Annotated in this window: 17 protein-coding genes; 9 read left to right on the top strand and 8 right to left on the bottom strand. The window is 76.0% G+C overall.

Annotated features, from left to right (window positions below; genetic code table 11):
* The first annotated feature begins 3 nt into the window (after positions 1–3).
* Complete coding sequence (locus tag ACQP6G_RS01110) at positions 4–465, top strand: anthrone oxygenase family protein (protein ID WP_429762333.1); 462 nt, start codon at positions 4–6, stop codon at positions 463–465.
* Positions 466–559: 94 nt separating this feature from the next.
* Complete coding sequence (locus tag ACQP6G_RS01105) at positions 560–997, top strand: CoA-binding protein (protein WP_429762332.1); 438 nt, start codon at positions 560–562, stop codon at positions 995–997.
* Between the two features lie 9 nt (positions 998–1,006).
* Here the strand turns inward: ACQP6G_RS01105 and ACQP6G_RS01100 are convergent, their stop codons facing one another.
* From ACQP6G_RS01100 to ACQP6G_RS01090, 3 genes are read right to left on the bottom strand one after another with little or no spacing between them, the layout of a single operon-like run.
* Positions 1,007–1,870: a putative F420-0 ABC transporter ATP-binding protein gene (locus ACQP6G_RS01100; protein WP_429762331.1), complete on the bottom strand. Its 864-nt coding sequence runs from the start codon at positions 1,868–1,870 to the stop codon at positions 1,007–1,009.
* Positions 1,867–2,940, bottom strand: coding sequence for a putative F420-0 ABC transporter permease subunit (locus tag ACQP6G_RS01095; protein ID WP_429762330.1), 1,074 nt, complete (start codon positions 2,938–2,940; stop codon positions 1,867–1,869). The genes ACQP6G_RS01100 and ACQP6G_RS01095 overlap by 4 nt, the downstream gene beginning before the upstream one ends.
* Complete coding sequence (locus tag ACQP6G_RS01090; RefSeq protein ID WP_429762329.1) at positions 2,937–3,974, bottom strand: putative F420-0 ABC transporter substrate-binding protein; 1,038 nt, start codon at positions 3,972–3,974, stop codon at positions 2,937–2,939. The genes ACQP6G_RS01095 and ACQP6G_RS01090 overlap by 4 nt, the downstream gene beginning before the upstream one ends.
* 168 nt (positions 3,975–4,142) lie before the next feature.
* On the opposite strand from ACQP6G_RS01090, the gene ACQP6G_RS01085 reads away from it, so the two are divergent.
* Positions 4,143–4,907: a tyrosine-protein phosphatase gene (locus ACQP6G_RS01085; protein WP_429762328.1), complete on the top strand. Its 765-nt coding sequence runs from the start codon at positions 4,143–4,145 to the stop codon at positions 4,905–4,907.
* 15 nt (positions 4,908–4,922) lie between these two features.
* Here ACQP6G_RS01085 and ACQP6G_RS01080 read toward each other — a convergent pair whose 3' ends face one another.
* Entirely contained in the window at positions 4,923–5,762 is an 840-nt protein-coding gene (locus tag ACQP6G_RS01080; protein WP_429762327.1) for a class I SAM-dependent methyltransferase, read from the bottom strand.
* 157 nt (positions 5,763–5,919) lie between these two features.
* Here ACQP6G_RS01080 and ACQP6G_RS01075 point away from each other — a divergent pair, with 157 nt between their 5' ends.
* The 3 genes from ACQP6G_RS01075 (at position 5,920) to ACQP6G_RS01065 (ending at position 8,933) form a co-directional block, all read left to right on the top strand.
* Positions 5,920–6,612 carry a winged helix-turn-helix transcriptional regulator gene (locus ACQP6G_RS01075; protein WP_429762326.1) on the top strand — a complete coding sequence of 231 codons (693 nt, stop codon included), beginning with the start codon at positions 5,920–5,922 and terminating at the stop codon, positions 6,610–6,612.
* A 30-nt stretch (positions 6,613–6,642) separates the two neighbouring features.
* Positions 6,643–7,200, top strand: coding sequence for a hypothetical protein (locus ACQP6G_RS01070; RefSeq protein ID WP_429762325.1), 558 nt, complete (start codon positions 6,643–6,645; stop codon positions 7,198–7,200).
* A gap of 107 nt (positions 7,201–7,307) precedes the next feature.
* On the top strand, positions 7,308–8,933 hold the full coding sequence (locus ACQP6G_RS01065) for a molybdopterin-dependent oxidoreductase (protein WP_429762324.1): 1,626 nt from the start codon (positions 7,308–7,310) through the stop codon (positions 8,931–8,933).
* A gap of 10 nt (positions 8,934–8,943) precedes the next feature.
* Here the strand turns inward: ACQP6G_RS01065 and ACQP6G_RS01060 are convergent, their stop codons facing one another.
* Complete coding sequence (locus tag ACQP6G_RS01060) at positions 8,944–9,381, bottom strand: DoxX family protein (RefSeq protein WP_429762323.1); 438 nt, start codon at positions 9,379–9,381, stop codon at positions 8,944–8,946.
* An 87-nt stretch (positions 9,382–9,468) separates the two neighbouring features.
* Between ACQP6G_RS01060 and ACQP6G_RS01055 the strand changes: the two genes are divergently transcribed.
* On the top strand, positions 9,469–10,029 hold the full coding sequence (locus tag ACQP6G_RS01055; RefSeq protein WP_429762322.1) for a TetR/AcrR family transcriptional regulator: 561 nt from the start codon (positions 9,469–9,471) through the stop codon (positions 10,027–10,029).
* Between the two features lie 41 nt (positions 10,030–10,070).
* Here the strand turns inward: ACQP6G_RS01055 and ACQP6G_RS01050 are convergent, their stop codons facing one another.
* Both ACQP6G_RS01050 and ACQP6G_RS01045 read right to left on the bottom strand, forming a co-directional pair.
* Positions 10,071–10,709, bottom strand: a complete 639-nt coding sequence (locus ACQP6G_RS01050) for a LysE family translocator (RefSeq protein ID WP_429762321.1) — start codon at positions 10,707–10,709, stop codon at positions 10,071–10,073.
* A 31-nt stretch (positions 10,710–10,740) separates the two neighbouring features.
* Positions 10,741–11,340, bottom strand: a complete 600-nt coding sequence (locus ACQP6G_RS01045; RefSeq protein WP_429762320.1) for a YdcF family protein — start codon at positions 11,338–11,340, stop codon at positions 10,741–10,743.
* Between the two features lie 86 nt (positions 11,341–11,426).
* On the opposite strand from ACQP6G_RS01045, the gene ACQP6G_RS01040 reads away from it, so the two are divergent.
* The gene (locus tag ACQP6G_RS01040; RefSeq protein ID WP_429762319.1) at positions 11,427–11,990 is read left to right on the top strand and encodes a GNAT family N-acetyltransferase; all 564 of its coding nucleotides are present in this window, start codon (positions 11,427–11,429) and stop codon (positions 11,988–11,990) included.
* Between the two features lie 31 nt (positions 11,991–12,021).
* Positions 12,022–12,645, top strand: coding sequence for an alpha/beta fold hydrolase (locus ACQP6G_RS01035; protein WP_429762318.1), 624 nt, complete (start codon positions 12,022–12,024; stop codon positions 12,643–12,645).
* Between the two features lie 45 nt (positions 12,646–12,690).
* On the opposite strand, the gene ACQP6G_RS01030 is transcribed toward ACQP6G_RS01035, so the two are convergent.
* On the bottom strand, positions 12,691–13,443 hold the full coding sequence (locus ACQP6G_RS01030; RefSeq protein ID WP_429762317.1) for a phosphotransferase family protein: 753 nt from the start codon (positions 13,441–13,443) through the stop codon (positions 12,691–12,693).
* Between the last annotated feature and the right edge of the window lie 169 nt (positions 13,444–13,612).

The following is a 13,612-nucleotide window of genomic DNA, read 5'->3' as shown; positions in this document are numbered from 1 at the left end:
CCCATGGATCTCTGGGACGTGCTCCTCGTGCTGACCGTGCTGGTCACCGGCCTCGCGGGCGGGGTGTTCGCGGCGTTCTCGACCTTCGTCATGCCGGGGCTGCGCAGGCTCGACCCCGCGGCCGCGGCCGCCGCGATCGCGGCGATCAACGAGGACGCCGTCCGGCCCCCGTTCATGACCCTGTTCGGTGCGGCCGTGGTCGTGCCGGCCGGCTCGGCGGTGGTCGGCCTCGTCGGCGGGTACGACGGCGCGTGGCTGGTCGTGGCGAGCGCCGTGCTGGTGGTCGTGGGCATGCTCGGGGTGACGGCGGCGGGCAACGTGCCGCTGAACAACCACGTCATGGCGCACCGGGACGCCGCCGGGTGGGCCGCCTTCGACCGGCCCTGGAGCCGGCTCAACCACGTGCGGACCGTCACCTGCGCCGCGGCGTGCGCGCTCGCGGGCGTGGCGCTGGCGCTGGCATGACCGCCCGCAAGGATCGGACGACGAGGGGGCACGCATGAGGATCAGGGACCCGCGGGACTGGAACAGGCCGATCGAGGTGCCGGTTGCACGAGGCATGAGCACGCCAGAGGCCACCGAGACCACCACCGACGTCGAGGCCACCGTCGACCGCGTCCTCGACGAGACCAGCACCTGGGCCGTCGTCGGGCTGTCCACGAACACGGCGCGGGCCGCCTACGGCGTCGCGGGGGTGCTGCAGCGCGCGGGCAAGCGGATCGTGCCCGTGCACCCGAGCGCCGAGACCGTGCACGGCGAGCAGGGCTACGCGAGCCTGGCCGACATCCCGTTCCCGGTGGACGTCGTGGACGTCTTCGTCCGCTCCGAGCTCGCCGGGGCCGTCGCCGACGAGGCGATCGCCGTCGGTGCCAAGGCGGTCTGGTTCCAGCTCGACGTCATCGACGAGGACGCCGCCGCCCGCGTGCGCGCCGCCGGCCTCGACATGGTGATGGACCGCTGCCCGGCCATCGAGCTGGGGCGGCGGCCGCGGGACTGACCCAGCGGATCAGCCGGCCGGCTCGAACGTCAGCACCGGGCGGCCGGTGCGGGGGTGGGTGAGCACCTCGGTGCGCACGCCGTAGACGGGGTCGAGGACGTGGGGCACGAGGACGTCGCGCACGTCGCCGGCCGCGACGACACGACCGCCGGACAGCAGCACCACGTGGTCGCAGTGCTGGGCCGCGAGCTGCAGGTCGTGGAGGGCGGCGAGCACGGTGACGCCGCGGTCGGCGAGCTCCCGCAGGATGCGCAGCGCGTCGAGCTGGGCGGCGATGTCGAGGTGGTTGGTCGGCTCGTCCAGCAGGATGAGCGCGGGCTCCTGGGCGAGGGCGCGCGCCATGTGCACGCGCTGGCGCTCGCCGCCGGAGAGGGTCGTGACCTCGCGGTCCGCGAGGTGCGCCGCCCCGACGGCGTCGAGGGCGCGGCGGGCGGCGGCGCGGTCCCCCGCGGAGTCCCCGGCCAGCAGGGAGCGGTGCGGGATGCGGCCGAGCAGGACGGCGTCGAGCACGGTGACGGGCAGGTCGGTGGACGCCTCCTGCTCGACGAGCGCGAGCGTCCGCGCGCGACGGCGCCGCGGCAGGGCGAGCAGGTCGGCGCCCGCGAAGGCGACGCGGGCACCGGGGCCCGAGCCGCCCTCCGACGGCGCCTGCACCCCGGCGAGGACGCGCAGCAGCGTCGACTTGCCCGACCCGTTGGGGCCGAGCAGCCCGGTCACCGCGCCCGCGGGGGCGGTGACGTCCACGCCGTCGAGGATCAGCCGACCGGACGCCGACCAGGAGACGCGGGCGGCGCTCAGGCCGTCGGTGGCCGGCTCCGCGGCGACCCGGGCGGGGGCGTCGGTGCGCGCCTCGGCGCGTGCCTCGGTGGTCATGCGATCCTCCGTCCGCGCCACAGCAGCAGGGCGAACACCGGCGCGCCGATCGCCGCCGTGACGATGCCGACGGGCACCTCGCGCGGGGCGAAGACCGTGCGCGCCAGGGTGTCCGCCCACACCAGGAACGACGCCCCGCACAGCGCGGACAGCGGCAGCAGCAGCCGGTGCCGCGCGCCGGTCAGCAGCCGCACGGCGTGCGGCAGGATCAGCCCGACGAACCCGATCGACCCGCTCTGCGAGACCAGCGCGCCGGTGAGCAGCGCGACGCCCACCAGCAGCAGCCATCGCACCTTCGCGACGGGCACGCCGAGCGTGGCGGCGGCCGTGTCGCCGAAGGTGAACGCGTCGAGGATCGAGCCGGTCGAGGCGAGCAGGGTGCCCAGCACCAGCACGGCGACGCCCGTGATCGCGACCGACGTCCACGTCGCCCCGGCCACCGACCCCATGAGCCACGACAGGATCTCGCGGTACGAGTCACCGGTCGCGGACCAGAAGATGACGAAGCTGGTCGCCGCGGCCGCGAGCTGGCTCACCGCCAGCCCGGCCAGCACCGTGCGGGTCGGCGTGATCGTGCCGATCGCGCCGGCGAGCCCGAGGGCGGCGGCGAGCGCCGCGACGGCCCCGCCGAACGCCGCGACCGGCAGCAGCACGGTGAGCCCGGCGACGAGCACGAGCACCGCGCCCAGGGACGCCCCGGACGACAGCCCCAGCAGGTACGGGTCCGCGAGCGGGTTGCGGGTCAGGGACTGCATGACGACGCCGCACACCGCGAGCCCCGCGCCGACCGCCGCGGCGGTCAGCACGCGTGGCAGGCGCAGCTCCCAGACCATGCCGTCGGGCAGCGCGTCGAGCGGCTCGAGGCCCAGCGCGCCGCCGAGCCCGACGTGCGTCGCGATCGAGCGCCACACGTCCGCGACCGACAGGTCGGCCGGCCCGATCGTCACCGTCACCAGGACGGTCGCGACCAGCACCACCACGGACGCCGGCAGCCACCATGCGGCGCCGCGGCGGCCCGTCGTCGCCGCGGTCGTCGCGGGGGGCCCGACCGGCCGGGCCGTCGTCGTCACGGCTCGAGCCCGTCCAGCCCGTGGAGCTGCGCGGACAGGTCGACGACGGCGTCGACGTTCCGCACGCCGGCCTCCGACGCGGGGAACGGCACGGTGAGGTAGCGGCCCTCGCGCACGGCGGTCATGCGCGCGGTGGCCGGGTTCGACTCGAGCCGCTCGATCTTCTGCTCCGCGCTGTTCCAGGTCGCGTCGACGAGCACGATGACGTCCGGGTCGGCCTCGATCGCCTGCTCCCACGAGAACGACGTCCAGGTGTCGTGCACGTCGGCCGCGACGTTCTCCAGCCCGACGGCGTCCATGATCATCTGCGGCGCGCCGATGCCGGCCCCGACGTAGGGGATGTCGTCGCCCGAGGAGTACCAGAGGGCGGTGAGGCCCCGGTCGTCGGGGGTGACCGACGCGAGGGCGTCCTTCTGCGTGGCGACCAGGTCGCCGGCGGCGTCGGCGGCGTCGAAGACCTCCCCGACCTCGTCGATCTCGGCGAAGACGTCATCGAAGGTGAGCGGGTCGGGCATGTACTCCGGCGCCTTGCAGGCGGCGGGGGAGACGTAGGTCGCGACGCCGAGCTTCGCCAGCGTCGCGCGGTCGCCCGCGCCGTCGGCGGTGAGGTTGGACTCCCAGCCGGCGTAGACGAGGTCGGGCTCGAGGGCGAGCACGGCCTCCGCGCCGGGCGCCTGCTCGGCCATGGGCTCGGAGACGGCCGGCACGTCGGCGGCGGCGTCGGCCAGCGAGTCCGGCACGGGCCCGTCGAGGAACGCCGAGCCGACGATGCGGTCGCCGAGGCCGAGCGCGAGCAGCATCTCCGTGGTGCTCGACTTGATCGTCACGACGCGCTGCGGCGCGGCGTCGACCGTGGTCTCGACGCCGCAGTTGTCGAGCGTCAGGGGGTAGGCGGTGCCGTCCGAGGACCCGCCGGACGAGGCTTCCGCCGACGGCGCGGCGTCGGCGGGGTCCTGCGCGCAGCCCGCGAGGACGGCGACGGACAGGGCGAGCAGGGCGGCGCCGGGCACGGCGGCGCGGGGGAGGCGGGGCACGAGAAAGCTCCAGGGGTCGTCGTCGGTGGTGTCGTCCGACGGCGCGCCATCTCGCGCCGGTGGAACCGCGGCCCACAGCCCGGGTCGCGCCGACGGGCCAGAGTCGTGCCCGTGATCCGGCGTCGAGCCTAGTACGCCCCGCCGACCCCGTGTGGTTGCCTGGCGTCCGTGACCCTCCCGATCGGTACCCCGCCCGCCGACGCCGCGGCCGTCGCGCCCCCGGACGACGACCGCGCCGTGCGCTGGGGCGCGCTGCCCAACGCCCGCGACCTGGGCGGCCTGCCCACCGCCGACGGCGGCCGCACCCGCGCCGGGCGCCTCTACCGGACGTCGCGGCTCGACGACGCCGGCAGCGACGGCCTCGCGGCGATGGCCGACGCCGGCGTCCGCACCGTCGTCGACCTGCGCAACGCGGCCGAGATCGGGCCCCTGGAGCTGCCCCCGTCGGTGACGCGGCACCACCGCCCCGTCGAGGACCCCGACGACGACGAGTTCATGCGTGCCTGGGCGCCGCACCTCGACACCCCGCGCTACTACGCGAGCGTGCTCGAGCGCTGGCCCGGCCTCGTCGTCGACGTGTTCCGCACGATCGCCGACGCGCCCGACGGCGCCGTCGTCTACCACTGCACGGGCGGGCGCGACCGGACCGGCATGATCACCGCCCTCCTGCTGACCCTCGTCGGCGTGCCCCGCCCGGTCGTCGTCGACGACTACCTGCGGGCCGTGCGCGCGAACAACGACCGCGCGGCCACCGAACCCGGGTGGGACGAGGCGCACCGCGCGCCCGACGAGCTGGTGGCCTGGTCCGACGCCGTCGCCGCCGCGCTCGAGGAGTTCCTCGACGGCGTGGACCCGGAGGGCTACCTGCGCGCGCACGGCGTGACGGACGCGGAGCTCGACCGCGTCCGCCGCCGCCTCCTCGACGCGGGATGAGGGGCGGGCGCGGGCTCACGCCCGCGTCGCGCGCACCAGGAGGTAGTCCCAGACCATCGTGCCGTCGTCGCGCAGGTGCCGGTCGCCGAGCGCGGCAAGGGCGTCGTCGAGCTCCGCGGCGCGCGCGTCGTCGTCCCCGAGGTGCCGATAGGTCGCGATCGTCGGGCCGTACGTGGCCTTGAAGAAGTCGCGGAACGCGGCGCCGTCGGCGAACCGGTCGACGACGAGCCCGCGCACCTCGGCCCGGACGTCGGTGACGCGGTCGCCGAGGAGCACCCGCACGTGCTCCTCGGTGCCCCACAGCGGCGGCGGGAGCGCGCCGGGAGGGGGCGGGGGCGCGTACGGCTTGAGGGTCGCGAACATCTCGCCGATGAACCCGGTCGGCGTCCAGGCGACGTTCCCGATCGTGCCGCCGGGCCGGGTCACGCGGGCCAGCTCGCTCGCCGCGAGCTGGTGGAACGGCGCGAACATCACGCCCACGCACGACAGGGTCACGTCGAACGCGCCGTCGTCGAACGGGAGCGCGTGCGCGTCGGCCGGCTCCCACCGCAGCGTGGCGCCGTGGTCCGCGGCGCGCCGGCGACCCGCCTCGAGCAGCTCGGGGGAGAGGTCGGAGGCGACGACGTCGGCGCCTGCCAGCGCGGCGGGGATCGACGCGTTGCCGGAGCCGGCCGCGACGTCGAGCACCCGGTCGCCGGGGCCGACGTCGCACGCCTCCACGAGGACGGCCCCCAGCGAGGGGATGACCTGGTCCGCGACCGCGGGGTAGTCGCCGGACTCCCAGACGGCGCGGTGCTTGGTGCGGACCGTCTCGAGCAGGTCGACGGGGACGGTCCGGGAATCGGTGGTGCTCATGAGGGGCTCCTTCGCTCCTGGGGCTGTGCTGACTGGGGCTGTGCTGACCCCTTCACGCTCCGCCGAGCGCCGCCGCCGGTCCAGTGCCGGATCTGGACCGGGCGAAGTCCTGGATCTGTACTGGCGGCGCCCCGCCCGGCGGGCGTTCACTGGGGGGATGGCGGGCTACGGCCAGTTCTGCCCCGTCGCGAAGGCGATGGAGGTGCTCGACGAGCGGTGGACGCTGCTCGTCGTGCGGGAGCTGCTGCTCGGCAGCACCCGGTTCAACGAGCTGCGGCGCGGCAACCCGAAGATGTCGCCCACGCTGCTGTCCAAGCGGCTGCGGACGTTGGAGCGCGCGGGGATCGTGCGACGTGCCGGCGCCGAGGGGCACGTCCGCTACCTCCTCACCCCCGCGGGCGAGGAGCTGCGGCCGCTCGTCGAGGCGCTCGGGGCCTGGGGCACGCGATGGGTCGGCGGGCTCGGGGAGGCCGACCTCGACCCGCACCTGCTGCTGTGGGACATGCGCCGCACGATCGACGTCGACGCCTGGCCCCGCGAGCGCACCGTCCTGGCGATCGTGCTCACCGACGTGGCCCCCCGGGTGTCCCGGTGGTGGATCGTCGTGCGCGACGGCCAGGTCGAGGTGTGCGACTACGACCCGGGCTACGACGCGGCGGTGGTCGTGACGACGCCGCTGCGGGCCCTCACCCGGCTGTGGCGGGGCGACGTGACCTGGGCGAGCGCCCTGCGCTCGCGCGAGGTCGTGCTCGAGGGGCCCGAGGGCGGGCGGCGCCGGGTGCCGCGCTGGCTGGGACAGTCGGTGTTCGCGCACGTGCCCCGGCCGGAGCCGGCCCCCGCGCGGGCATGACGGCGGCCGGTGGCGCTAGCCTTCGACGGCATGACGACTCCCCGGGTCCAGGACGCCGTCTCGTGGCGGCGGCCGCGCCGGCAACGGCGCGGGGCCCGGGAGAGCGCGGGCGCGGCGACGGGGCTCGTGCGGGCCGCCGTGGACCTCGCGCTGTCGATCGCGAACGGGAGCGCGCCTGCGGGTGACGTGTCGAGCCTCGGCGACGAGCCGCCGCGGGTGCCGCGCGACCCCGGCGAGCCCGTCGCCGAGCTGCCGTGCGTCGTCGTCGGCGGTACCGCGGCCTGGCTCCCCGGCGGCACGGAGGGCGCGCACCTGTGGTCCGCGCGGTCGCGGACGTGGGTCGAGCTGCCCGGCGCGGCGGCCGACGTCGAGCTGGACCGCTCGGCCCTGGCGCTCCGGTCCCTGACCGCTGCGCCGGGCGAGGACGGGCCGTGGACGCTCGAGACGCGCTGCACCGCCGTGATCGAGGGTCCGGGGACGGAGCTCCGCCTCGAGGGGGCGTGGCTCGCGGTCGCGTGGCTCGGGCACCTTGCCGGATGGCCCGACCCGGGCCCGCCGGCGCCGCCGGACGGCGCGCCGCGCGCGTGAGCCTCGCCGAGCGACACGGGCGGGCTCGGGGATCGGTCGGGTCGCCCGGTTCCTTACGGTCTCGTCACCTCCCGCCGCCGGGGGCCGCCGAGTGGGACGCTGAGGGCATGAGCAGCGCATCGCCGGCGGGCCCGGACCCGTCGGACCCGGCCGGGTGGGACCCCGAGTCGGTGGTCCCGCCCGAGCCGAGGCCGCGGGACGGGTGGTGGTCGGCGCTCGCGGGGGTGGTCGCGACGGCGGCCGGGCTGGCCGTGGCGGAGCTGGTCGCGGCGTTCGTCGACCCGTCGTCGAGCCCGGTCGTGGCGGTCGGGGGCGCGGTGGTCGACGGCGTCCCCGGCTGGCTGAAGGACCTCGCGGTGTCCTGGTTCGGCACGGCGGACAAGGCCGTGCTGCTCGCGACGATGGGCGTGGTCTCCCTCGCGGGCGCGGCGCTCGCGGGCGTCCTCGAGCGGCGGCGCCCGCCGTGGGGCGCCGTCCTGCTCGGCGCCGTGGGCGTGGTGGCGGCCGTCGTGGCCGCGGGTCGCCCCGGGGCGAACATCGCCTGGGCGCTGCCGAGCCTGCTCGGGGTGGTGGCCGCGATCGCGCTGCTCAGCGCCCTGCTGCGCCGGGTCGAGACGTGGTTCGCCGAGGACGAGCGGCCCCGCGCCGACCGACGGTACGCGATCGACCGGCGCCGCTTCCTGCAGTGGACCGGCGTCACCGCGGCGGGCGCCGTCGTCGTGCTCGGCGTCTCGCGCGTGGTCTCCGCGGGCGGCCGCGCGGTGACGGCGGCGCGCGAGGCGATCCGCCTGCCGCGGCCCGCGACGACGGCGCCCGCGGTGCCCGCGGGCGCGGACCTCGGCGTCGAGGGCGCGGCGCCCTACGTCACGCCGAACCCGGAGTTCTACCGCATCGACACGGCCCTGGTCGTGCCGCAGGTGGATCCCGACGACTGGTCGCTCACCGTGACCGGCCTCGTGGACGAGCCGTTCACGATCACCTGGGACGACCTGCTCGCCCTGCCGCTCGAGGAGCACCACGTCACCCTGGCGTGCGTCTCCAACGAGGTGGGCGGCGACCTCATCGGCAACGCGCTGTGGCTCGGCTACCCCGTCCGGGAGCTGCTGGCCCGGGCGAAGCCGCAGGGCGGCGCGGACATGGTGCTCTCCCGCAGCACCGACGGCTTCACCGCGGGCACGCCGCTGGAGGTGCTGCAGGAGGCCGACCGCGACTGTCTCGTCGCGGTCGGCATGAACGGCGAGCCGCTGCCCACCGAGCACGGCTTCCCCGCCCGCCTCGTGGTGCCCGGGCTGTACGGGTACGTGTCGGCCACCAAGTGGGTCACGGAGCTCAAGGTCACCCGGTTCGCCGACGAACAGGGCTACTGGACGCCGCGCGGCTGGTCGGCGCTGGGCCCGATCAAGCTGTCCTCGCGCATCGACGTCCCGCGCCCGGGAGACGACCTGCCTGCCGGCGCGGTGACGCTCGCGGGCGTCGCCTGGGCGCAGCACACCGGCATCGAGAGGGTCGAGGTGCGGGTCGACGACGGCGACTGGGTCGCGGCCGACCTCGCCGACACCGTCGGCCCGGACACGTGGCGCCAGTGGCGCCTGGACTGGGACGCGACGCCCGGCGACCATCTCGTCGCGGTCCGCGCGACGGACGCCGACGGGAACCTCCAGGTCGAGGCGGAGGCCCCGCCCGCGCCCGACGGCGCCACCGGCTGGCACACGATCGAGCTGACGATCACCTGACCCCACCGGCTCATCGGGCGAGCGCGGCGACGAGGCAGGCGGCGACGAAGACGACCTGGAGCGCGGACCGCGCCGGCAGAGGCATGGTGCGGACACCCGTGGAGGCGCGGGCGGCGTGCACGTTGGCCGGGAACATGACGACGAGCAGCAGCGCGAGGCAGATGCCCGCGGCCGTCCGCGTGGCCGGGAGCACGAGCCCGGCGGCGGCGGCGAGCTCCAGCACTCCCGTCACGGTCACGACCAGCCCGGGCCGCGGGACCCGCGGCGGCACCATGGCGATCAGCGCCGCACGCCGGGGCTGCGTGAAGTGGGCGCTCGCGGTGACCAGCAGCATGGCCACGAGGCCGGCGGTCACGGCGGCGGGCCAGCCGCCCAGCGAGTCGACGCCGAGAGCGCCGAGGCCCCGTGCCGCGAGGGTGACGGTGACGAGGACGACGAGGGGTGCCATGGGCTCTCCCGAAGAGGCTAGGCTGGATCTTGACAGTGACAAGTTAGGTCCGCGGGACGGACTAGTCAATGGCTAGATGGAGGTCTGATGGCGGACGCGTACCACCACGGTGACCTGAGGGCCGTCGTGCTGCGCCATGCAGCCGACCAGATCGCACAGGACGGCGTCGACCGGCTCTCGCTGCGGGGGCTGGCGCAACGTGCCGGGGTGTCGCACGCCGCGCCCGCGCATCACTTCGGCGACCGGCAAGGGTTGTTCAGCGCGCTCGCGACCGAGGGGTTCGACCTGCTGGCGGTGGAGCTCCAGGCGGCGGGCCCCGACCTGCGGGACGTGGCGGTGGCCTACGTCCGCTTCGCGCTCGCCCGACCGGGGCACTTTGCGGTGATGTTCCGTTCCGACCTGCTCCGGGCGGACGACCCGGAGCTGACCGCCGCCCGTCGACGGTCCGGGCACGCGCTGCGCGACGGGGTCCGCGGCCTGGAGGGCGTCTCGGACCCTGCGGCTGTACAGCTCGCGGCCTGGTCGGTCGTGCACGGATTCGCGTCGCTCTGGCGGGAGGGGGCCTTCGCCGGCTCCGACGTGCTCGACCCGTCGGCCGACCCGGAGTCGGCCGCACGACGCATCGTGGACAGGCTGGCGTTCACCTGACGTCGCGCGGCGCCGGTCAGGCGCTGCGGCCCGACGGGGCCTCAGATCCGGGTGGTCGCCAGACGGGCGCCGAACAGCACGAGGACGCCGCCCGTGACACGGTCCACCCACCGCACGGCGCCGGAGCGGCGCAGCCGAGGCCCGAACCAGCCCGCCCCGAGGACGACGAGCGACAGCCAGGCGGTGCCGAGCACGCAGTGCACCAGGGCGAGCAGGAGGCCCATGAGCAGCGGGTTGACACCGTCGGGCACGAACTGAGGGATCGCGGCGACGTAGAAGACGCCGACCTTCGGGTTCATGAGGTTGGTGCTGAGCCCCAGGCCGAAGTCGCGCCAGCGGCCGCCGGCCGGCAGCGGCGCGTCCACCTCGTCGGCGCCGACGCGCGGCTCGCGGAAGGAGCGCCAGAGCATCGACGCCCCCATCCACACCATGTACGCCGCGCCCGCCAGGGTGAGCACGCGGTACGCCGTCTGGCTGGCGGCGAGCAGGGCCGCCGCGCCGCCCGCGGCGGCGGCGCCCCACACGAGGGTGCCGACCTGGATGCCGCCCAGCGCCGCGAAGCCGTGCGAGCGCGAGCGGGTCACGGTGCTGCGCAGCACGAGCGCCGTGTCGAGGCCGGGGACGAGGGTCAGGAGCCCCGCGACGAGCGCGAAGGCGAGCAGCGCCTGGAGGACGGTCACGGCGTCACGATACGAGCCGGACGGCGCGGCGTCACCGCGGGCGCAGGTCGCGCCGGACGCCCCGCAGCGTCCACAGCCCGTACGCGGCGAGGGCCGGCTTGAGCAGCAGCCACTCGCCCCAGCGGTGGTCGGCGCCGCGCGTCAGGCGACCGACCAGGTCGGGGCGCTGGCGCGCGACGTACACGCGCGCCTTCAGCGCGTGCGCCGGCTGCGAGACGATCGTGATGCGGTCGGCGTCCTCGACCAGCGGCAGCACCCGGGCGACGTTCTCCCAGGTGGTCCGGCTCTCCTCCTCGAGCGCGAGCGGGCCGTCGTAGCCGAGCACGCCGACGGCGTGGTCGGCCAGGACCCGGGCCTCCGAGCGCCCGGACGTCGTCGCGCCCCCGCTGAGCACGAGCCGCGCGCGTGCCGCGGGGTCGATCGACCGCAGCCCTGCGCGCACGCGCCAGCGGTTGACGACGTTCGCCGCCGGACCGGTGTTGCGGAACCCCAGGACGACGACGGCCTGCGTCGGCCCGGCGGCGTCGACCACGAGGGTGCGCGACCAGCGCCGGTTCAGCCACTCGCTCCAGGCCAGCGCGGCGGCGAGCCCGGAGACCCCGGCGAGGGCGACGATCGGTCCGCGGCGCATGCGAGGCACTGTAGACCGCGACGTCCGCCGCGGCGGGACGCGGAAAACCGGAGACGACGACGGAGGGCCGGTGTCACCATCGGCCCATGCTGATCCGCCGCGAGCTCCCGACCGACGCCGCCGCCGTCCGCGCCGTCACCGCCGCCGCCTTCGCGGGCGCGCCCTACTCGGCGCCGCCCGTCGAACCGGACGGCGCGCCCGGCGAGGCGACGCTCGTCGGCCTCCTGCGGACGGACCCGTGCTGGATCCCGGAGCTCGCGTTCGTGGCGTGCGTCGACGACGTCGTCACCGGGCACGTGGTGTGCACGCGGGCGCGCGTGGGCGACGCACCCGTCCTCGTGCTCGGCCCGCTGAGCGTGCACCCGGACCACCAGGCCCGCGGCGTCGGCTCCGCGCTGGTGCACACGGTGCTCGGCGCCGCCGACGCGCTGGGGGAGCCGCTCGTGGTGCTCGTCGGCGACCCGGCGTACTACTCCCGTCTCGGGTTCGTGCCCGCTCCGGAGCTGGGTGTCGAGCCGGACGACGCTGCGCTGGCGAGGTTCTACCAGGCGCGGCCGCTCACCGCGTACGAGCCGTCCCTGCGAGGGCGCTTCGAGAGCCCCGCGCCGTTCGCCGCGCTCGAGGCCATGGCGGCCCGCGACGGCGTGTGAGCCCGGTGCCAGGGCTCGCTACCCTGCGCTGGTGCCCGATCTCGTCGTCTTCCTGGCCGGCGCCGGAGAGCCCGCGTCGGTGTGGGACGCCCAGCGAGACCTGCTCGGCCCGGTGCGGTCGATGGCGTTCGGGGCCCTGGACCTCGCGACACCCTTCGTGTTCGACGAGGCCGTCGCGTCCCTGCACCGCCACGTCAGGGAGACTGCGGCGCGTTCGGTGACCGTGGTCGGCCTGTCGATCGGGGCGATGATCGCCGCCCGGTACGCCTCCCTGCACCCCGTCGCGTCACTCGTGCTCTCCGGCGGCCAGGTCAGGCCGCCCCGGGTGACGATGGCGGTCCAGCGACTGGTGCTCGGTGCCGTCCCGGAGCGTCACCTGGGCCTGCCGGACGGGATGTCGAAGAAGGACCTGCTCGACATCCTCGGTGTGCGCGTCGACCTGACACCCGACCTGTCACGGATCACCGCGCCGACGGTCGTGCTGTGCGGGAGCAAGGACAGACCCAACCTCCCGGCGGCGCACCGGTTCGCCGGCGCCATCGGCGGATCGCACCTGCAGATCGTCGACGGCGGAGGTCACCAGCTCGCCACGGACAGTCCCGCCGCGTTCGCCGAGGCCGTCCGGCAGGCGATCGGCCAGGCGGGGCCGCGATGATCGCCGGCAGCACGCTCCGCGGAGCTGATGGCCTGTCCACGGTCCTCAGGACTCCCGCATCCGGGCTCGGAGCACGTCGAGCTCCGCTCCCGGCGCGTCCGGGTCGAAGCCGTGCTCGATCAGCCAGCGCGACGCCGCCAGGCTGCGCAGCGACCACCAGGCGCGGATGACGGTGCGGTCCGCGCCGGGGCCGTAGCCGGCCAGCACGTCGTCCAGGCGCTCCTCGTGCCCGAGCGTCAGGATGGCGAGGTCGAGCATCGCGTCGCCGGGCGCGGCCTCGGACCAGTCGATGACGCCGGTGACCTCGTCGCCGTCGACGAACACGTGCGTGAGTTGCAGGTCGCCGTGGACGAACACCGGCGACCACGGCCGCAGCGCGGCCTCGGCGATCGCCCGGTTCCTGCGGACCACCTCGGCGGGCACGACGTCGTGGGCGAGCAGCCACGCGCACTCGCGGTCGAGCTCCGCCGCCACGTCGTCGACGCTGCGTCCCGGCCACGGCGGCAACGGCGCGTCGTGCAGCCGCCGGACGGCCGCACCGGCCGCCGCCCACGCCGCCGGCGACTGCGGCGACGGCTCGCCGAGGACACCGAGCGCCTCGCCCGGCACGGCGGCGATCGCGAGGACGGGCGGCTCGCGCCACAGGACCTCCGGGGTCGGGACGGGCGCCAGGGCCATCGCCCGCGCCTCGCGCTCGGCGCGCGCCGGGTCGCCGTCGATCTTCAGGTACACGCCGCCCACCCGCAGCGTCGCGCGCTGGCTGTGGGCGACGACGACCTCGACCTCGTTCTCGTCCATGCCTGCCATCCTCGCGAGCACACCCGCGATGCCGCTCGGGCTTTTTCCTCGGCCGCCCAAGGCGCTCCGCGACGACCGCACTTGCGCGGCTGGCTACCATGGACGCACAGGCATCGACCCGGCCATCACCGGTGAGCCTCCGGAAGAACAGGGCGCACAAGCGCTCCCA

The organism is Isoptericola nanjingensis (assembly GCF_050311635.1).
Classification (GTDB): domain Bacteria; phylum Actinomycetota; class Actinomycetes; order Actinomycetales; family Cellulomonadaceae; genus Isoptericola; species Isoptericola nanjingensis.
The sequence above is the reverse complement of the archived record's forward strand: the minus strand, read 5'-3'. Positions and strand labels throughout refer to the sequence as shown.

What these genes read in the sequence shown, in the direction of transcription:
- ACQP6G_RS01110 (WP_429762333.1), top strand. Translation starts at nt 4, where the DNA reads ATGGATCTCTGGGACGTGCTCCTCGTGCTGACCGTGCTGGTCACCGGC.
- ACQP6G_RS01105 (WP_429762332.1), top strand. Translation starts at nt 560, where the DNA reads ATGAGCACGCCAGAGGCCACCGAGACCACCACCGACGTCGAGGCCACC.
- ACQP6G_RS01100 (WP_429762331.1), bottom strand. Translation starts at nt 1,870, where the DNA reads ATGACCACCGAGGCACGCGCCGAGGCGCGCACCGACGCCCCCGCCCGG.
- ACQP6G_RS01080 (WP_429762327.1), bottom strand. Translation starts at nt 5,762, where the DNA reads ATGAGCACCACCGATTCCCGGACCGTCCCCGTCGACCTGCTCGAGACG.
- ACQP6G_RS01075 (WP_429762326.1), top strand. Translation starts at nt 5,920, where the DNA reads ATGGCGGGCTACGGCCAGTTCTGCCCCGTCGCGAAGGCGATGGAGGTG.
- ACQP6G_RS01070 (WP_429762325.1), top strand. Translation starts at nt 6,643, where the DNA reads ATGACGACTCCCCGGGTCCAGGACGCCGTCTCGTGGCGGCGGCCGCGC.
- ACQP6G_RS01065 (WP_429762324.1), top strand. Translation starts at nt 7,308, where the DNA reads ATGAGCAGCGCATCGCCGGCGGGCCCGGACCCGTCGGACCCGGCCGGG.
- ACQP6G_RS01060 (WP_429762323.1), bottom strand. Translation starts at nt 9,381, where the DNA reads ATGGCACCCCTCGTCGTCCTCGTCACCGTCACCCTCGCGGCACGGGGC.
- ACQP6G_RS01055 (WP_429762322.1), top strand. Translation starts at nt 9,469, where the DNA reads ATGGCGGACGCGTACCACCACGGTGACCTGAGGGCCGTCGTGCTGCGC.
- ACQP6G_RS01045 (WP_429762320.1), bottom strand. Translation starts at nt 11,340, where the DNA reads ATGCGCCGCGGACCGATCGTCGCCCTCGCCGGGGTCTCCGGGCTCGCC.
- ACQP6G_RS01040 (WP_429762319.1), top strand. Translation starts at nt 11,427, where the DNA reads ATGCTGATCCGCCGCGAGCTCCCGACCGACGCCGCCGCCGTCCGCGCC.
- ACQP6G_RS01030 (WP_429762317.1), bottom strand. Translation starts at nt 13,443, where the DNA reads ATGGACGAGAACGAGGTCGAGGTCGTCGTCGCCCACAGCCAGCGCGCG.